The sequence below is a fragment of the Stenotrophomonas sp. YJH_SMC_43 genome (assembly GCF_059372535.1).
Genome location: NZ_JCAFVQ010000002.1, coordinates 83,616 through 97,976, shown reverse-complemented (window position 1 = coordinate 97,976; position 14,361 = coordinate 83,616). Strand labels below are relative to the sequence as shown.

The window sequence follows — 14,361 nt, the reverse complement described above, 5'->3', positions numbered from 1 at the left end:
GATGCGTGCCGTCACCCGATGATGCCTGTCTCCCCAGCAACACCCCGCCCCAGCCCCCCATGATCGAATTCGGACACCTCACCCACCCCGGCATGCGCCGCGAGCTCAACGAGGACACCTACTACGGTGACAGCGAGCTGGCCTTGTGGCTGGTGGCCGACGGCATGGGCGGACCCGCCTGCGGCGAAGTGGCAAGCGCGCTGGCACGCGAGACCATCGTGCGCGAGATCCGCCGCGGCGCGCCGCTGGCGCAGGCCATCCGCACCGCCGACGAAGAGATCATCCGCGCCTCGCGCCGACGCAACGACACGCTGCCGATGGGCACCACCGTGGTTGCCGCGCGCGTGCAGGGCAATCGCTATGAAGTGGCATGGGTCGGCGACAGCCGCGCCTACCTGTGGCGCGACGGCCAACTTGCGCAGCTCAGCCAGGACCACAGCGTGGTGCAGGAACTGGTCGCGCAGGGCAACCTGACCGCCGAACAGGCGCGCGCACATCCGCATCGCAACGTGGTCACCCAGGCGCTGGGCGTGACCGATCCGGCGCATCTGAACGTGGCCACCACCAGCGGTGAACTGCGCCCGGGCATGCAGCTGCTGCTGTGCAGTGACGGACTGACCGAGGAAGTGGACGACCGCGGCATCGCCCGCACCCTCGCCCTCGACGATGCCAGCGCGCAGGAGTGCGTGGATACGCTGGTCGCGGCCGCGCTCGACGGCGGTGGCCGCGACAACATCAGCGTCATCCTGGTGCGCTGCCACTGAACCTGGTGCATGAGCCGAGCATGGGCTCGGCTCTACAGTAGATCCACGCCACGCGTGGATGTTTATGCGCTGGCGGGCTCTTCCACCTTCGGGCCATCCCACAGCGCGTGGCCAGCCTTCTTGCGCAGCCGCTCCAGCCGCGCGGCATGCGCTTCCAGTTCCGACGGCGTGGCCACCACGCGCGGGCGCGGCAGCAGCTTGCTGGTGTCGAAGGCCTGCAGCGCCGCACCGGCACCACCGCCATCGTCATCGCCCAGGCCGAAGCCGATTTCCTCCTGGCCCGAGGTCAGCGCGATGTAGACGTCGCCCAGGATCTGCGCATCGAGCAGGCCGCCGTGCAGTGCACGGTGCGAGTTGTCCACGCCCAGCCGCTTGCACAGCGCATCCAGCGAATTGCGCTGGCCCGGGAAGCGCTCGCGCGCCATCACCAGGGTATCGATCACGGTGCAGCGGTCGGTGATCTTCCCGTACTGCGGCCCCAGCAGCGACAGCTCGTTGTCGAGGAAGCCGAGGTCGAACGCCGCGTTATGGATGATCAGTTCGGCGCCATCGATGAAGGCCAGGAACTCGTCGGCGATCTGCGCGAAGTCCGGCTTGTCATCGAGGAACTCCAGGGTCAGGCCGGTGACTTCCTGCGCGCCCTGTTCGAACTCACAGTCCGGCTTGATGTACTGGTGGTAGTTGTTGCCGGTCGGGCGGCGCTTGAACAGCTCCACGCAGCCGATTTCGACAATGCGGTTGCCCTTCTTCCACTCCAGGCCGGTAGTTTCGGTATCGAGGATGATCTGACGCATGGGCTCAGTTTACCGGGCTGGCGTCGCGGATCTGGATCGCCGCGTTGCGGGCCAGGGTATCCACCCGCTCATTGTCGGGGTCGCCGGAGTGCCCCTTCACCCACCGCCAGTCGATCTGATGCCGCAGCGTGGCCGCCTGCAGGCGCTCCCACAGCTCGCGGTTTTTCACCGGATCGCCACCGGCGGTCTTCCAGTTCTTGCGGATCCAGCCCGGCATCCACTGGGTCAGGCCCTGCCTCACGTACTGCGAATCGGTATAGAGCACGATGCTGCACGGCTCGGTCAGCGACTCCAGCCCGGAAATGGCCGCCATCAGCTCCATCCGGTTGTTGGTGGTGTGCGCCTCGCCACCGCTCAGCTCACGCTCGTGGCCCTTGTAGCGCAGCAGCGCAGCCCAGCCGCCGGGGCCGGGATTGCCAAGGCAGGAACCGTCGGTGTGGATTTCGATGGTTTTCAATACAACTCCAGAATCAGGTAGCTACGGTGCCGTGCCAGCGCACCGGCAGCGGTTTCGGCCCGGGCAGGGCCAGCGTGCGTTTTTCCGCATGGAACAGGCAGGCCGCACGCAGCGGTGCCCAACCTCCGGGACGACGGCTGCCCGCACCGCGCCAGAGCGGGCCCAGGTAACGCATATCGTCGCACTCCAGCCCATGACGGCCGAGCAGCAGGCGGATCCGCTGCGGCGTGCGCACCACCAGCCCATGCTGGCGCCAGCGCGTGCGGTACGGGCTGAACGGATTGAGGCTGCTCAGCCACAGGTGGCCGCCCGGCATCAGCACGCGCTCGCACTCGTCGAGCAGCCGATCAGCGTCGGCCGCGGTGACATGCTGCAGCACGATCGCATTGACGCTTTCATTGGCCAGCGGCAACGGCAGCGCGCAGCGGGTGTCGCCGGCATAGCCCGGCCCCTGTCGATACAAGCGCAGGCCGCGCCCACCCAGCTGCGCATCCTCCAGCCAGGCCGCACTCGGCGCGATCCACAGCCAGGGCTGCGCCGGCAGCACCGACAGCTGCGGCAGCAGCAACTGTCGCTCCAGCACGCGCAAGGCCTCCGCCGGTTCACTGTCGAACCACGGGGTCTGGCTCGCTTGACGGGTACTCTGCAGCGCGGGCATGGTCCAATTCTATGCGACTGACTGCCCTGCCCGCATTTGCGGATAACTACATCTGGACGCTGATCGACGACGAGGGTGCTGCCGTGGTCGTCGACCCCGGTGATGCCGCGCCCGTGCTCGCGCTGGCCGATCAGGGCCTGCGCGTGGACACGATCCTGCTCACCCATCACCACGACGATCACATCGGTGGCGTGCCGCCATTGCAGGCGCGATTCCCCGGCGTGCGGGTCGTCGCGTCGGCCGAGGAGCGCATTCCCACGGCGACCGAGCGGGTCGGTGAAGGTGAACGCGTTCAGGCATTGGGCCAGACGTTCCACGTACTATCCGTGCCCGGGCATACCCGCAGCCACATCGCGTTTCACACTGCTGAACATCTTTTCAGCGGAGATTCGTTGTTCAGCCTGGGCTGTGGACGCCTGTTCGAAGGTACGCCGTCCCAGCTGCTGGCGTCGATGCGCAAGCTGGGTGCCCTGCCCGCGCAACTGCTGCTTTGTTGCGCTCATGAGTACACCGTGTCAAATGCCGTCTTCGCGCGGCATGTCGACCCCGCCAACGCTGCCTTGTGGCAGCGCCAAGAGGAGGCTTTGGCCATGCGCCGCGATGACCGTTCCACCCTGCCGGTAACCCTGGCCAACGAATTCGACTGCAATCCCTTCCTGCGTGTGCACGCTGCACCGATCCGTGCGTCGGTATCGGCACACCTGGGCCGTGACGTCGTGGACGACGTCGACGTGATGGCCGGTCTCCGGCACTGGAAAGACGGCTTCCGCGCATGATGCGCCGAAGTCTGCCGCTGGCCCTGGGCCTTGCCCTGGGGCTGGCCGGAACCGCGGGCGCACAGTCGCTGGGTGCCGGCATCAGCCAGAACCTGACCGCTGCTGCGGCCCTGCCGCTGGACGCTTCAGCGCTGCCCGCCGCTTCGGTGCGCAACGGCCAGGAGATCTTCACCAGCTTCCGCGACGGCCTGGCCGAGCCCAGCTGCGATGCCGAGGCCACCAGCCCGCGCTGGCAGAAGCAGTTCGCCCACGCCCCCTCGCGCCTGGCCAACCAGGATGACGATGCGCTGGTGCTGTTCGGCTATGTGGTCGAAGAGCTGCGCAAGGCCAACCTGCCCACCGAATTCGCGCTGATTCCGTTCGTGGAAAGCGGCTATCGGCCCAATGCCCGCAACGGCAGCGGCCCGACCGGCCTGTGGCAGTTCATCGCCACCACCGCGCGCAACCACCGTGTGCCGATGGCCAACGGCTATGACGGCCGCCTGTCGGCGGTTGATTCCACCCAGGCCGCGGTGCGCTACCTGAAGACCCTGCATGGCATGTTCGGCGGCGACTGGCGCCTGGCCACCATGGCCTACAACGCCGGCGAGTACCGGGTACTGCAGTCCATGCGCAAGGCTGGCATGAACGCGCAGAACGCCAAGCCGGCAGCCCTGCCGGGCCTGTCGCCGGTCACCCATGCCTATGTCGAGAAGCTGCATGCCCTGGCCTGCGTGCTGGAAGACGTGGAAGACCAGCCGGGCGTGATGGCCTCGCTGGACCGCACCGTGCCGGTGCTGAAGGACCACACCCTGCCGGCCGGCACCAGCGTCCAGCAGTGGGCCGCACAGCGCGCGCTGGACCCTGCCAGGATCGCCCGCCTCAACCCGGCCCTGGCCGCCGGCAACCGCGCCTCTGGAACCACCCGGGTGCTGGCCCCGGTCTCGGCTGCCAATGCGACTGTGACGGAAACCGCGACCACACTGGTGGCCAGCACCGCACCGGTTGCCACGACCACGCCGACGCCGCAGGTGGCCAAGACCGTCGCCGCGATCGCCGACCGCCCGCGCAGCCGCCGCCACACCGTGCGTGATGGCGAGTCGGCATGGACCATCGCCCGTCGCTACGGTATGCCGGTGAAGGCGCTGCTGTCACTGAACGGCCTGAGCGGCAGCAGCGTGCTGAAGCCGGGCGCGGTACTGCGCGTCGAGGATTGAAGCAGGCGCGGTTCCGGCCGCGCCCTGCCCTGCTTCCTGTAGAGCCGAGCCCATGCTCGGCTTTTTCATGTTCGCGCCCTGCCGGGGTTCATGACAGGCCGAGCATGGGCTCGGCTCTACAGTTCAATTTCCAGCATCGCTCCCAATAAAAAAGGCCCGGCATTGCCGGGCCTTTCTCGTCCTGCCCGCCGCGAGGCTTACAGGTTCTCTTCGGTGGTCTGGATCACGAACTTCTTGCGCATCGCCTCGACGTAGGCCTTGGCTGCGGCCATGCCATCGATCTGGCTGAGCTGGTCCTTGAGCTGCTTCTGCTGCTCGGCAGTCACTTCCTTGATGTCGCCCGGGTTGACCTTGTTCACCGCGAACAGCAGCGCGTGGCCGTTGACATCCACCTTGCCGTAGCTCGGCTTGCCCTCGGCCGGCACCGGCGCGCTGAAGATCGCGCGGTTGATTTCCGGAGTCGGCACCGGCTGGCTACGCGGCAGGCCTGGCATCGGGCTCAGCTGCAGCTTCTCGCTGGCAGCCAGCGACTGCAGGGTGGCACCGGCCTTCAGCTTGGCCAGCACGGCGTCGGCGGCCTTGTCGCTGGCCTGGCGCTGGCGGTCGGCGCGGATCGCGGCGATCACCTGTTCGCGCGCCTTGTCCAGCGGCATGGCCTGTTCCGGAGTGTGCGCGGCCACGCGGATGACCACACTGTGGTTGGTCGCGCCGCCCAGGGCGATCGGGTCGCTGGCGGTCCCGTCCTGCACCAGCACGTCGGAGAACGCGGCACGCAGCACGGCCGGGTCAGCGGCGATGCCACTGGCAGTGGCACGGGTGATCGGGCCCAGGGTCTGCAGCGGCAGGTTCACTTCCTTGGCCGCAGCAGCCAGATCGCTCGGGCTCTTGTTGATGGCGTCGACCAGCTTGCCGGCCAGTTCGTTGAAGCCGCGCTCGCCGTCGGCCTTCAGCTGCTCGGCAGCCAGCGTGTCACGCACTTCCTCGAAGGACTTGCCTTCGCCACCGCGCACCGCGGCGACCTTGATGATGTGGTAGCCGAACTCGGTCTTGACCGGGCCAATCACGTCACCGGCCTTGGCGGCGAACAGCGCATCTTCGAACGGCTTGACCATCGCGCCGCGTTCGACCCAACCCAGGTCACCGCCCTGCCCCTTCGAGCCCGGGTCTTCCGAGTTGGCCTTGGCCAGTGCAGCGAAGTCGGCACCGGCCGCCTTGGCTTCGGCAGCGATCTTGTTCGCCTTGGCTTCGGCGCCGTCACCGGTGATCAGGATATGGGCAGCCTGGCGCTGTTCCGGCGAGGTGAACTTCGCCTTCTCGTCTTCATAGCGCTTGCGCAGGGTCGCTTCGTCGGCCGCGGTCGGTGCCGGCAGGTTCGCGCCGTTGATCTCGACATACTCCAGCGAGACGCTCTCGGCCTGGCGGAAATCCTTGCCGTGGCTGTCGTACCACTGCTTGATCTGGGCGTCGGTGACCGGCGCGGTATCGGCCGGCACTTCCGGCAGCGCGGCCAACTCGACGTCGCGGGTTTCACCCAGCAGCTTCAGCAGGCGCTCGGTCTCGGCCTGGGTGACGAAGCCCGAGTTCTGCAGGCCCGACGGAATCACCGACTGCTGCAGGCTCTCGCGCACCAGCTCCTGGAACTGCGTGGGCGTACGCGGCGGATTGCCACCGGCCAGGGCCAGGCGATAGTTGTTCTCGTTGAACTTGCCGTTCGAATCGAGGAAGGCCGGGATGGTGGCGATGTACTCGCGCACCGCACCGTCGCCCACCACGACACCGGCCTGCTCGCCCACCAGGCGCACGACCTGCTCGTCGATCAGCTGATCGAGCACGGCCATCTTGTTTTCAGTGCTTTCGAACGCGCGCGGGTCGAAGTTCTCACCCTGCTGCTGGCGCTCGCGCATGCGCTCCTGCTCGAAGCGGGTGCGGAAATCCTGCGCACTGATCTCGTGGTGCTGCCACAGCATGCGTACCGGCCACCACGACGGCGCCGAACGCCACCAGGTCGGCGGCGCGGAAACCTTGGCCACGTTCTGTGCGCCAACGCCACCGAGGTAGCTGTTGTCGATCACGAACAGGAACGGAATCATCAGCAGCCCCAGGATCACGGTGACGATCCAGCCTGAGGTCTTGTCGCGGAGTTTCTGCAGCATGGTGAGAATCACAAGGCCTGATTGGCGAGCCCGGCAGTGTAACCCGCTTCGCCGCAGGGACCAAAAGCAGCGCCGGCGCGGCCTGCGCCGATCTTCGTGGACCTGCACCATCAGCACATCGGCAGGCCTGCGGCACGGCCCAAAGAAAAAGCCCCCGGCTTGCGCCGAGGGCTTTTAAAGTTGGCGGAGCGGACGGGACTCGAACCCGCGACCTCCGGCGTGACAGGCCAGCATTCTAACCAGCTGAACTACCGCTCCGCGCTGAAACTTTGCAGGCGCCCAGTATATCCGAAGACTCCCTGGAAACCCAGCCCGATGAACACTTTTTTCAAAGTTTTTTCACAGGGACTTAAGAATTCTGCAATGGCGGAGCGGACGGGACTCGAACCCGCGACCTCCGGCGTGACAGGCCAGCATTCTAACCAGCTGAACTACCGCTCCGTTCTTGCAAAAACCTTTTCGCCTTCTTCCCGAACCTGTCGGTGAGAAGACAAGGCCCCCGGCTTCGGGCCGGGGGCCTTGATGTAGTGGCGGAGCGGACGGGACTCGAACCCGCGACCTCCGGCGTGACAGGCCAGCATTCTAACCAGCTGAACTACCGCTCCGCATTGTTGCTTTTTTGTTTTCCCACTGGCCTGGACCGGGGAGAAAACAAAGCCTCCAGCTTTTGGCCGGAGGCCTCGTTGAATGGCGGAGCGGACGGGACTCGAACCCGCGACCTCCGGCGTGACAGGCCAGCATTCTAACCAGCTGAACTACCGCTCCACACTCAAACTTTTACCGCGGTGCTGTGGTGGGTGCTGAGGGTTTCGAACCCCCGACCCTCTCCGTGTAAAGGAGACGCTCTACCGCTGAGCTAAGCACCCCAGCGAGCCGCTTAGTTTACAGCATCCTTCAGGGCCTTACCAGCCTTGAACGACGGATTCTTCGAAGCAGCGATCTTGATGGTGTCGCCGGTCTTCGGGTTGCGGCCGGTGCGGGCAGCACGGTCGCGGACCTGGAAGGTACCGAAGCCAACCAGGGTGACCGCATCGCCGTCCTTCAGCGCCTTGGTGACGGCAGCAACGACGGCATCGACAGCGCGGCTGGACTCGGCCTTGGTCAGGTCGGCAGCTTCAGCAACGGCATCGATCAATTCGGTCTTGTTCATTCTCTACAACTCCTTTGGCGGTGGGTTCCGCTTATTCGACAGGGAAGCAACCGCACGCCTTCTGCATGCGGCCGCCATGTGGAAACGGTTCGCCGATTCAGTCATCGCTGACAGCGATCACTCATTCGCGAGTGCTGCTTTTATACCAGTGGCCCTACCCCCACGCAAGCTGGAAAGCCAGCAACGACGCGGGTTTCGGGCCATCGGACAGCGCGCGTCAATGCTTGACGCGCGCGCTTCCACTCGGTTTGGCCTTGCTGCGCACCGTGACACGCTGCGCACTCTTGCGCGCCTTCTTCGGTGCCAGCGGACGCTCCAGCGCCAGGTCCAGGACTTCTTCGATGTACTTCACCGGCACGATCTCCAGATCGCGGGTGACGTTGGCCGGAATGTCTGCAAGGTCCTTGCGGTTCTCTTCCGGGATGATGACCGTGCGGATGCCGCCCCGCAGTGCGGCCAGCAGCTTCTCCTTCAAGCCACCGATGGCGGTGACACGACCACGCAGGGTGATCTCGCCGGTCATCGCCACGTCGGCACGCACCGGCACCTTGGTCAGCATCGACACCAGCGAGGTGACCATTGCCGCACCGGCACTCGGGCCGTCCTTCGGCGTGGCGCCATCGGGCACGTGCAGATGCACGTCGTGCTTCTGCAGGAAGTCGCTGTCGATGCCAAAGCCCACGGCGCGCGAACGCACCACCGACAGTGCCGCCGACGCTGATTCCTTCATCACGTTGCCGAGCTGGCCGGTCAGGATCAACTGGCCCTTGCCCGGCACCAGCGTCGATTCGATCTGCAGCAGATCGCCACCGACTTCGGTCCACGCCAGGCCGGTGACCAGGCCGATCTCGTTTTCTTCCTCGGCACGGCCGAAGTCGAAGCGACGCACGCCCAGGTACTTGTCCAGGTTCTTGCTGGACACGCTCACCAGCGCCTTGGACTTCTTCGCACCCTTCTTCGCCTTCGCCGCCGGCTGCGGGCCGGCCAGTGCTATCTCCTTCACTACCTTGCGGCAGATCTTGGCGATCTCGCGTTCCAGGTTGCGCACGCCCGATTCGCGCGTGTAGTAGCGCACGATGTCCTGGATGGCATCACTGCCGATCTCCAGCTCTTCCGGCTGCAGGCCGTTGGCCTTGATCTGCTTGGGCACCAGGTAGCGGGTGGCGATGTTGAGCTTCTCATCCTCGGTGTAGCCGGGGATGCGGATCACTTCCATGCGGTCCAGCAACGGGCCCGGAATATTGAGCGAGTTCGAGGTGGCCACGAACATCACTTCGGACAGGTCCAGGTCCACTTCCAGATAGTGGTCGTTGAACGCGTTGTTCTGCTCCGGGTCGAGCACTTCCAGCAGCGCCGAAGACGGATCGCCACGGAAGTCCATCGACATCTTGTCGATCTCGTCGAGCACGAACAGCGGGTTCTTGCTGCCGACCTTGTTGAGGTTCTGCACGATGCGGCCCGGCATCGAACCGACGTAGGTACGACGGTGGCCACGGATCTCGGCCTCGTCACGCACGCCGCCCAGCGACATGCGCACGAACTTGCGGTTGGTGGCCTTGGCGATGGACTGGCCCAGCGAGGTCTTGCCCACGCCCGGCGGCCCGACCAGGCACAGGATCGGGCCCTTCATCTGCTTCACGCGCGACTGCACCGCCAGGTACTCAAGGATGCGCTCCTTGACCTTCTCCAGGCCGTAGTGATCGGCATCGAGGGTGTCCTGCGCCACCTTCAGGTCCTTGCGCACCTTGCTGCGCTTCTTCCACGGCACGCCCAGCAGCCACTCCAGGTAGTTGCGCACGACCGCGGCTTCGGCCGACATCGGCGACATCTGCTTGAGCTTGTTCAGTTCGTTGCGTGCCTTGGCTTCAACGGCCTTCGGCATGCCGGCTTCGGCGATCTTGCGGGCCAGCTCTTCCAGCTCGCCCGGCGCGTCGTCCAGGTCACCCAGTTCCTTCTGGATGGCCTTCATCTGTTCGTTGAGGTAGTACTCGCGCTGGCTCTTCTCCATCTGCGACTTCACGCGGCCGCGGATGCGCTTTTCCATCTGCTGCACGTCGATCTCGCCATCGACCAGGCCGACCAGCATCTCCAGGCGATCGCCGACGGCCAGCGTTTCCAGCAGGCGCTGCTTGTCGGCCAGGCGCACGCTGATGTGCGCGGCGATGGTGTCGGCCAGGCGCGCCGGCTCATCGATGCCCGACAGCGTCTGCAGCAGTTCCGGCGGCAGCTTGCGGTTGGTCTTGACGTACTGCTCGAACAGCGACATCAGCGAGCGGGCGATCGCCTCGACCTCGCGCGCTTCGCGCTCGTCGGTGGCGTCAATTTCCACCGCCTGCCCATGCAGCGAGCCGTTGCGCTCGTCGACGTGGGTGACCTGCACGCGCGACAGGCCTTCGACCAGCACCTTGATGGTGCCGTCGGGCAGCTTCAGCAGTTGCAGCACCTGCGCCAGCGTACCGACCTGGTAGAGGTCGGCCGCATGCGGGTCATCGGTCTCGGCCGACTTCTGCGCCAGCAGCAGGATGCGCTTGTCCGCCTCCATTGCCTGTTCGAGCGCGTGCATGGACTTGTCACGGCCGACGAACAGCGGGATGACCATGTGCGGGAACACCACTACGTCGCGCAGCGGCAGGACCGGCAGGTCGAGGGTTTCACTTGGGGAACGGGCCATGGGGGCTCCAGGGAAGGGGAAAACCGCCTCCGGGAGGGCATCTTCCGGAGACAAAAAAAGCCGATGGCCCCGTTATGGGGCCATCGGCTTTCAGATGCAAGGCATTCCTTGAAAATCCTTTCCAATCAACAACCTGGAAGGATCACTCAGCGCCTGCGGCCTTCTGTTCAGGGGCCGCCGGGGTCTGGTAGATCAGGTACGGCTCGGACTTGTGCTCGATCACCGATTCGTCCACCACCACCTTGCTGACGTTTTCCTGCGACGGCAGGTCGTACATGGTGTCCAGCAGGACCGATTCGACGATGGTGCGCAGGCCACGGGCGCCGGTCTTGCGCTTGAGCGCCTTGCGGGCGATGGCCGACAACGCGTCCGGACGGAACTCCAGTTCGACGCTCTCCATCTCGAACAGCTTCTTGAACTGCTTGGTGATGGCGTTCTTCGGCTCGGTCAGGATCCTGATCAGGGCCGGCTCGTCCAGCTCCTCCAGGGTCGCCACCACCGGCAGGCGGCCGACGAACTCGGGGATCAGGCCGAACTTGATCAGGTCTTCCGGCTCGACTTCGGCCAGCACCTTGCCCACTTCCTGCTTGCGCTCGCTGCTCTTCACCTTGGCGCCGAAGCCGATGCTGCCGACGTCGGTGGAACGGGCCTGGATCACCTTGTCCAGCCCGGCGAACGCGCCGCCGCAGATGAACAGGATGTTCTTGGTGTCCACCTGCAGGAATTCCTGCTGCGGATGCTTGCGGCCGCCCTGCGGCGGAACGCTGGCCACGGTACCTTCGATCAGCTTCAGCAGGGCCTGCTGCACGCCTTCGCCGGACACATCGCGGGTGATCGACGGGTTCTCGCTCTTGCGCGAGATCTTGTCGATTTCATCGATGTAGACGATGCCCTGCTGCGCCTTCTCGACGTCGTAGTCGCACTTCTGCAGCAGCTTCTGGATGATGTTCTCCACGTCCTCGCCCACGTAACCGGCTTCGGTCAGCGTGGTGGCGTCGGCCATGGTGAACGGCACGTTGAGCAGGCGGGCCAGGGTCTCGGCCAGCAGCGTCTTGCCCGAACCGGTCGGGCCGACCAGCAGGATGTTCGACTTCGCCAGTTCGACGTCGTCGTTCTTCTGCCGGCTCTCGATGCGCTTGTAGTGGTTGTACACGGCCACGGCCAGGGTGCGCTTGGCGCGGTTCTGGCCGATCACGTACTGGTCGAGCACCTCGAGGATCTCGCGCGGCTTCGGCAGCGAACTGCGCGCCGACTGCGCCTTTTCCTCAAGTTCCTCGCGGATGATGTCGTTGCACAGCTCCACGCATTCATCACAGATGAACACGCTCGGACCCGCAATCAGCTTGCGCACTTCATGCTGGCTCTTGCCGCAGAAAGAGCAGTAGAGGATCTTGCCGGTGTCCGTGGAACGACCTTGGCGGTCTTCGCTCATGCTTCGCTTACCCAGTTACCCCACCCGCTGAACGGGGGTTCGATTCGAGAATAGCACAGGGCCGAGGGGACACCAGTCCCGCTCGACCCTGCAGGAACGGGGCCTCCATGGCCCCGTGAAGGCCGGTCAGCCGGCCTGGATCGACTCATCCGGACGACGCTCCAGGACCTGGTCGACCAGACCGTAGGCCTGCGCCTCGAAGGCGCTCTTGAAGTTGTCGCGCTCGGTGTCACGCGCGATCGTCTCCAGCGACTGGCCGGTGTGCTTGGCCAGCACCTCGTTCAGGCGCGAACGCAGGGTCAGGATCTCACGTGCGTGGATGTCGATGTCGGTGGCCTGGCCCTGGTAGCCGCCCAACGGCTGGTGGATCATCACACGCGAGTTCGGCAGCGCATAGCGCTTGCCGGCTTCGCCTGCGGCCAGCAGCAGGGCGCCCATCGAGGCCGCCTGGCCGATGCAGGTGGTGCTCACATTCGGCTTGATGTACTGCATGGTGTCGTAGATCGCCATGCCGGCGGTGACCACGCCACCCGGCGAGTTGATGTAGATGTTGATGTCCTTTTCCGGGTTCTCCGATTCCAGGAACAGCAACTGCGCCACCACCACGTTGGCCATGTGATCGTCGATCGGGCCCACGAGGAAGATCAGGCGCTCCTTCAACAGGCGCGAATAGATGTCGTAGGCACGCTCGCCGCGGCTGGTCTGCTCGACCACCATCGGAACCAGGTTCAGGGCTTTGGTTCGGTTGTCCATTACGTGAGGTACCTATCTTGGGGGGCAACAACCCCGCGCCGGCAAAGGCGCGGGGCATCCGGTGATCCGCCCGGGCTTACTGGCGGATCGCGTCCTGGAACGACAGCTTCTCTTCGGTGTGCTGGGCACGCTCGGCGATCCAGTCGATCACCTGCTCTTCCATCACACGGTTCTGCAGGCCAGACATCAGCTGGGGGTCATTGCGGTACATCTCAATGACCTGCTCCGGCTCTTCGTAGGTCGAAGCGATCAGACGCATCGTTTCGTTCAGGCGCTTGGCTTCCAGGCGCAGGTCGTTGATGCGGGCCACTTCACCGACCAGCAGGCCGACCAGCACGCGCTTGGCGGCCGCTTCCTTGAAGCCTTCGTGGGCATCGGCCGGGATCTCGCCAACGTTCTGGCCGTTGCGGCGGATCTGCTCGACCTGCTGGGCCAGCATGGCGCGGGCTTCGTTCTCGACCAGGCGCGGCGGCATTTCCACCGAGGAATAGGCGGCGATCAGCTGCTCGCCGACCTCGCGGCGCAGGCGGTTCATCAGGGCACCCTTCAGCTCGCGCTCCAGGTTGGCGCGGATGTCGCTGCGGAACTGCTCCACGTCGCCGCCCTTCACGCCGAAGCTCTTGATGAAGGCTTCGTCGACCGCCGGCACGACCGGCTCGGAGACTTCGGCAACCTTGACGGTGACCTGCACGGTCTTGCCGGCCAGCACCGGCACGCGCCAGTCAGCCGGGAACTCGACGTCCAGGGTCTTCTCTTCACCCTTGGCCAGGCCGACCAGGCCCTTTTCGATGGTCTCGAACATCATGCCCTGGCCGAGCACGATCGAACCCTTCTCGGTGCCTTCGGCCGGCAGGCGCTCTTCGCCGGCCTGCGACCAGGTTTCCACCGCGACCAGGTCACCGTCCTGCGCGCCACGGCTGACCGGGGCCCAGGTGCGACGCTGGTTCTGCAGGTTCTCGATCATCTGGTCGATGTCGGCGTCGGTGATCTCGGCGGTATGGCGCACGACGGTCAGCTTGCTGACGTCGATGTCGCCGAAGTCCGGCACCACTTCCACGGTGGCCACGAAGGAGAACTCACCCTCGTCGCCCTTGTCGATGCGCGGGCTGCCGACGATGCGCAGGTCGTGCTCGCGCACGGCCGCGTCGAAGGTTTCGCGCAGCAGGCCGTCCAGCGCCTCACCACGGACCTGCGCGCCGAAGCGCTGCTCGATCACCTTGGCCGGCACCTTGCCCGGACGGAAACCCTTGATGCGGGTGGTACGGGCGATTTCGCCCAGGCGGCCGACGATGTGGCTCTGCAGACGCTCTTCCGGCAGCGAGAAGCTCAGGCGGCGTTCCAGGTTGCCGGTGGATTCGATCGAAGCTTGCATGTTGACTCCTGCCACCGGTGGCCCACGCCCCCGGCTCGATGATTGGGATGAAACGGTTGTAAGGACACGACGTCTGGGACGCGCCTGCTTGCCGCAGCCCTTTAGTTTCGCCCAATTCGGCCTGCACTGCCAGCGCGTGCCGGTCAAGTGGGCGTCGATGGCCCGATCAGGGCGGGGACAGGCCG

At 65.5% G+C, this 14,361-nt stretch carries 12 protein-coding genes and 5 tRNA genes; 3 read left to right on the top strand and 14 right to left on the bottom strand.

All coding sequences use genetic code 11. The features are described from left to right. Positions 1–59: 59 nt before the first annotated feature. Positions 60–764, top strand: a complete 705-nt coding sequence (locus AC5QAH_RS06760; RefSeq protein ID WP_049453595.1) for a protein phosphatase 2C domain-containing protein — start codon at positions 60–62, stop codon at positions 762–764. Between the two features lie 62 nt (positions 765–826). Here the strand turns inward: AC5QAH_RS06760 and dnaQ are convergent, their stop codons facing one another. The 3 genes from dnaQ to AC5QAH_RS06745 are packed head-to-tail and all read right to left on the bottom strand — an operon-like array spanning position 827 to position 2,673. Beyond that, positions 827–1,558 (bottom strand): DNA polymerase III subunit epsilon, encoded by a 732-nt coding sequence (dnaQ, locus tag AC5QAH_RS06755; protein ID WP_010483873.1) that lies wholly within the window; start codon positions 1,556–1,558, stop codon positions 827–829. Between the two features lie 4 nt (positions 1,559–1,562). Next, positions 1,563–2,015, bottom strand: a complete 453-nt coding sequence (gene rnhA / locus AC5QAH_RS06750; RefSeq protein ID WP_010483875.1) for a ribonuclease HI — start codon at positions 2,013–2,015, stop codon at positions 1,563–1,565. Between the two features lie 13 nt (positions 2,016–2,028). Next, complete coding sequence (locus tag AC5QAH_RS06745; protein ID WP_010483877.1) at positions 2,029–2,673, bottom strand: methyltransferase domain-containing protein; 645 nt, start codon at positions 2,671–2,673, stop codon at positions 2,029–2,031. Between the two features lie 11 nt (positions 2,674–2,684). Here AC5QAH_RS06745 and gloB point away from each other — a divergent pair, with 11 nt between their 5' ends. Together gloB and AC5QAH_RS06735 are read left to right on the top strand one after the other, a co-directional pair. After that, complete coding sequence (gene gloB, locus AC5QAH_RS06740; protein WP_495232202.1) at positions 2,685–3,449, top strand: hydroxyacylglutathione hydrolase; 765 nt, start codon at positions 2,685–2,687, stop codon at positions 3,447–3,449. Continuing rightward, positions 3,446–4,645 (top strand): lytic transglycosylase domain-containing protein, encoded by a 1,200-nt coding sequence (locus AC5QAH_RS06735; protein WP_010483881.1) that lies wholly within the window; start codon positions 3,446–3,448, stop codon positions 4,643–4,645. Before gloB ends, AC5QAH_RS06735 begins: the two co-directional genes overlap by 4 nt. A gap of 197 nt (positions 4,646–4,842) precedes the next feature. Here the strand turns inward: AC5QAH_RS06735 and AC5QAH_RS06730 are convergent, their stop codons facing one another. The 11 genes from AC5QAH_RS06730 to tig form a co-directional block, all read right to left on the bottom strand. Continuing rightward, a complete protein-coding gene (locus AC5QAH_RS06730; RefSeq protein WP_010483883.1) occupies positions 4,843–6,798 on the bottom strand; it encodes a peptidyl-prolyl cis-trans isomerase in 1,956 nt (651 codons plus the stop codon). Between the two features lie 181 nt (positions 6,799–6,979). Beyond that, positions 6,980–7,056, bottom strand: a tRNA-Asp gene (locus AC5QAH_RS06725). A 106-nt stretch (positions 7,057–7,162) separates the two neighbouring features. Further along, positions 7,163–7,239 (bottom strand) — tRNA-Asp (locus tag AC5QAH_RS06720). 87 nt (positions 7,240–7,326) lie between these two features. Continuing rightward, positions 7,327–7,403, bottom strand: a tRNA-Asp gene (locus AC5QAH_RS06715). An 83-nt stretch (positions 7,404–7,486) separates the two neighbouring features. Next, positions 7,487–7,563 (bottom strand) — tRNA-Asp (locus AC5QAH_RS06710). 26 nt (positions 7,564–7,589) lie between these two features. Then, a tRNA-Val gene (locus AC5QAH_RS06705) sits at positions 7,590–7,664 on the bottom strand. Positions 7,665–7,675: 11 nt separating this feature from the next. Next, entirely contained in the window at positions 7,676–7,948 is a 273-nt protein-coding gene (locus tag AC5QAH_RS06700) for an HU family DNA-binding protein (RefSeq protein WP_004146343.1), read from the bottom strand. Between the two features lie 217 nt (positions 7,949–8,165). Then, positions 8,166–10,619 (bottom strand): endopeptidase La, encoded by a 2,454-nt coding sequence (gene lon, locus AC5QAH_RS06695; protein ID WP_010483888.1) that lies wholly within the window; start codon positions 10,617–10,619, stop codon positions 8,166–8,168. Positions 10,620–10,761: 142 nt separating this feature from the next. Beyond that, the gene (clpX, locus tag AC5QAH_RS06690) at positions 10,762–12,051 is read right to left on the bottom strand and encodes an ATP-dependent Clp protease ATP-binding subunit ClpX (protein ID WP_019336555.1); all 1,290 of its coding nucleotides are present in this window, start codon (positions 12,049–12,051) and stop codon (positions 10,762–10,764) included. Between the two features lie 126 nt (positions 12,052–12,177). Further along, entirely contained in the window at positions 12,178–12,804 is a 627-nt protein-coding gene (gene clpP, locus AC5QAH_RS06685; RefSeq protein ID WP_004146318.1) for an ATP-dependent Clp endopeptidase proteolytic subunit ClpP, read from the bottom strand. Between the two features lie 76 nt (positions 12,805–12,880). Next, the gene (gene tig / locus AC5QAH_RS06680; protein WP_010483893.1) at positions 12,881–14,176 is read right to left on the bottom strand and encodes a trigger factor; all 1,296 of its coding nucleotides are present in this window, start codon (positions 14,174–14,176) and stop codon (positions 12,881–12,883) included. Between the last annotated feature and the right edge of the window lie 185 nt (positions 14,177–14,361).

What these genes read in the sequence shown, in the direction of transcription:
- AC5QAH_RS06760 (WP_049453595.1), top strand. Translation starts at nt 60, where the DNA reads ATGATCGAATTCGGACACCTCACCCACCCCGGCATGCGCCGCGAGCTC.
- dnaQ (WP_010483873.1), bottom strand. Translation starts at nt 1,558, where the DNA reads ATGCGTCAGATCATCCTCGATACCGAAACTACCGGCCTGGAGTGGAAG.
- AC5QAH_RS06745 (WP_010483877.1), bottom strand. Translation starts at nt 2,673, where the DNA reads ATGCCCGCGCTGCAGAGTACCCGTCAAGCGAGCCAGACCCCGTGGTTC.
- gloB (WP_495232202.1), top strand. Translation starts at nt 2,685, where the DNA reads ATGCGACTGACTGCCCTGCCCGCATTTGCGGATAACTACATCTGGACG.
- AC5QAH_RS06735 (WP_010483881.1), top strand. Translation starts at nt 3,446, where the DNA reads ATGATGCGCCGAAGTCTGCCGCTGGCCCTGGGCCTTGCCCTGGGGCTG.
- AC5QAH_RS06730 (WP_010483883.1), bottom strand. Translation starts at nt 6,798, where the DNA reads ATGCTGCAGAAACTCCGCGACAAGACCTCAGGCTGGATCGTCACCGTG.
- AC5QAH_RS06700 (WP_004146343.1), bottom strand. Translation starts at nt 7,948, where the DNA reads ATGAACAAGACCGAATTGATCGATGCCGTTGCTGAAGCTGCCGACCTG.
- lon (WP_010483888.1), bottom strand. Translation starts at nt 10,619, where the DNA reads ATGGCCCGTTCCCCAAGTGAAACCCTCGACCTGCCGGTCCTGCCGCTG.
- clpX (WP_019336555.1), bottom strand. Translation starts at nt 12,051, where the DNA reads ATGAGCGAAGACCGCCAAGGTCGTTCCACGGACACCGGCAAGATCCTC.
- clpP (WP_004146318.1), bottom strand. Translation starts at nt 12,804, where the DNA reads ATGGACAACCGAACCAAAGCCCTGAACCTGGTTCCGATGGTGGTCGAG.
- tig (WP_010483893.1), bottom strand. Translation starts at nt 14,176, where the DNA reads ATGCAAGCTTCGATCGAATCCACCGGCAACCTGGAACGCCGCCTGAGC.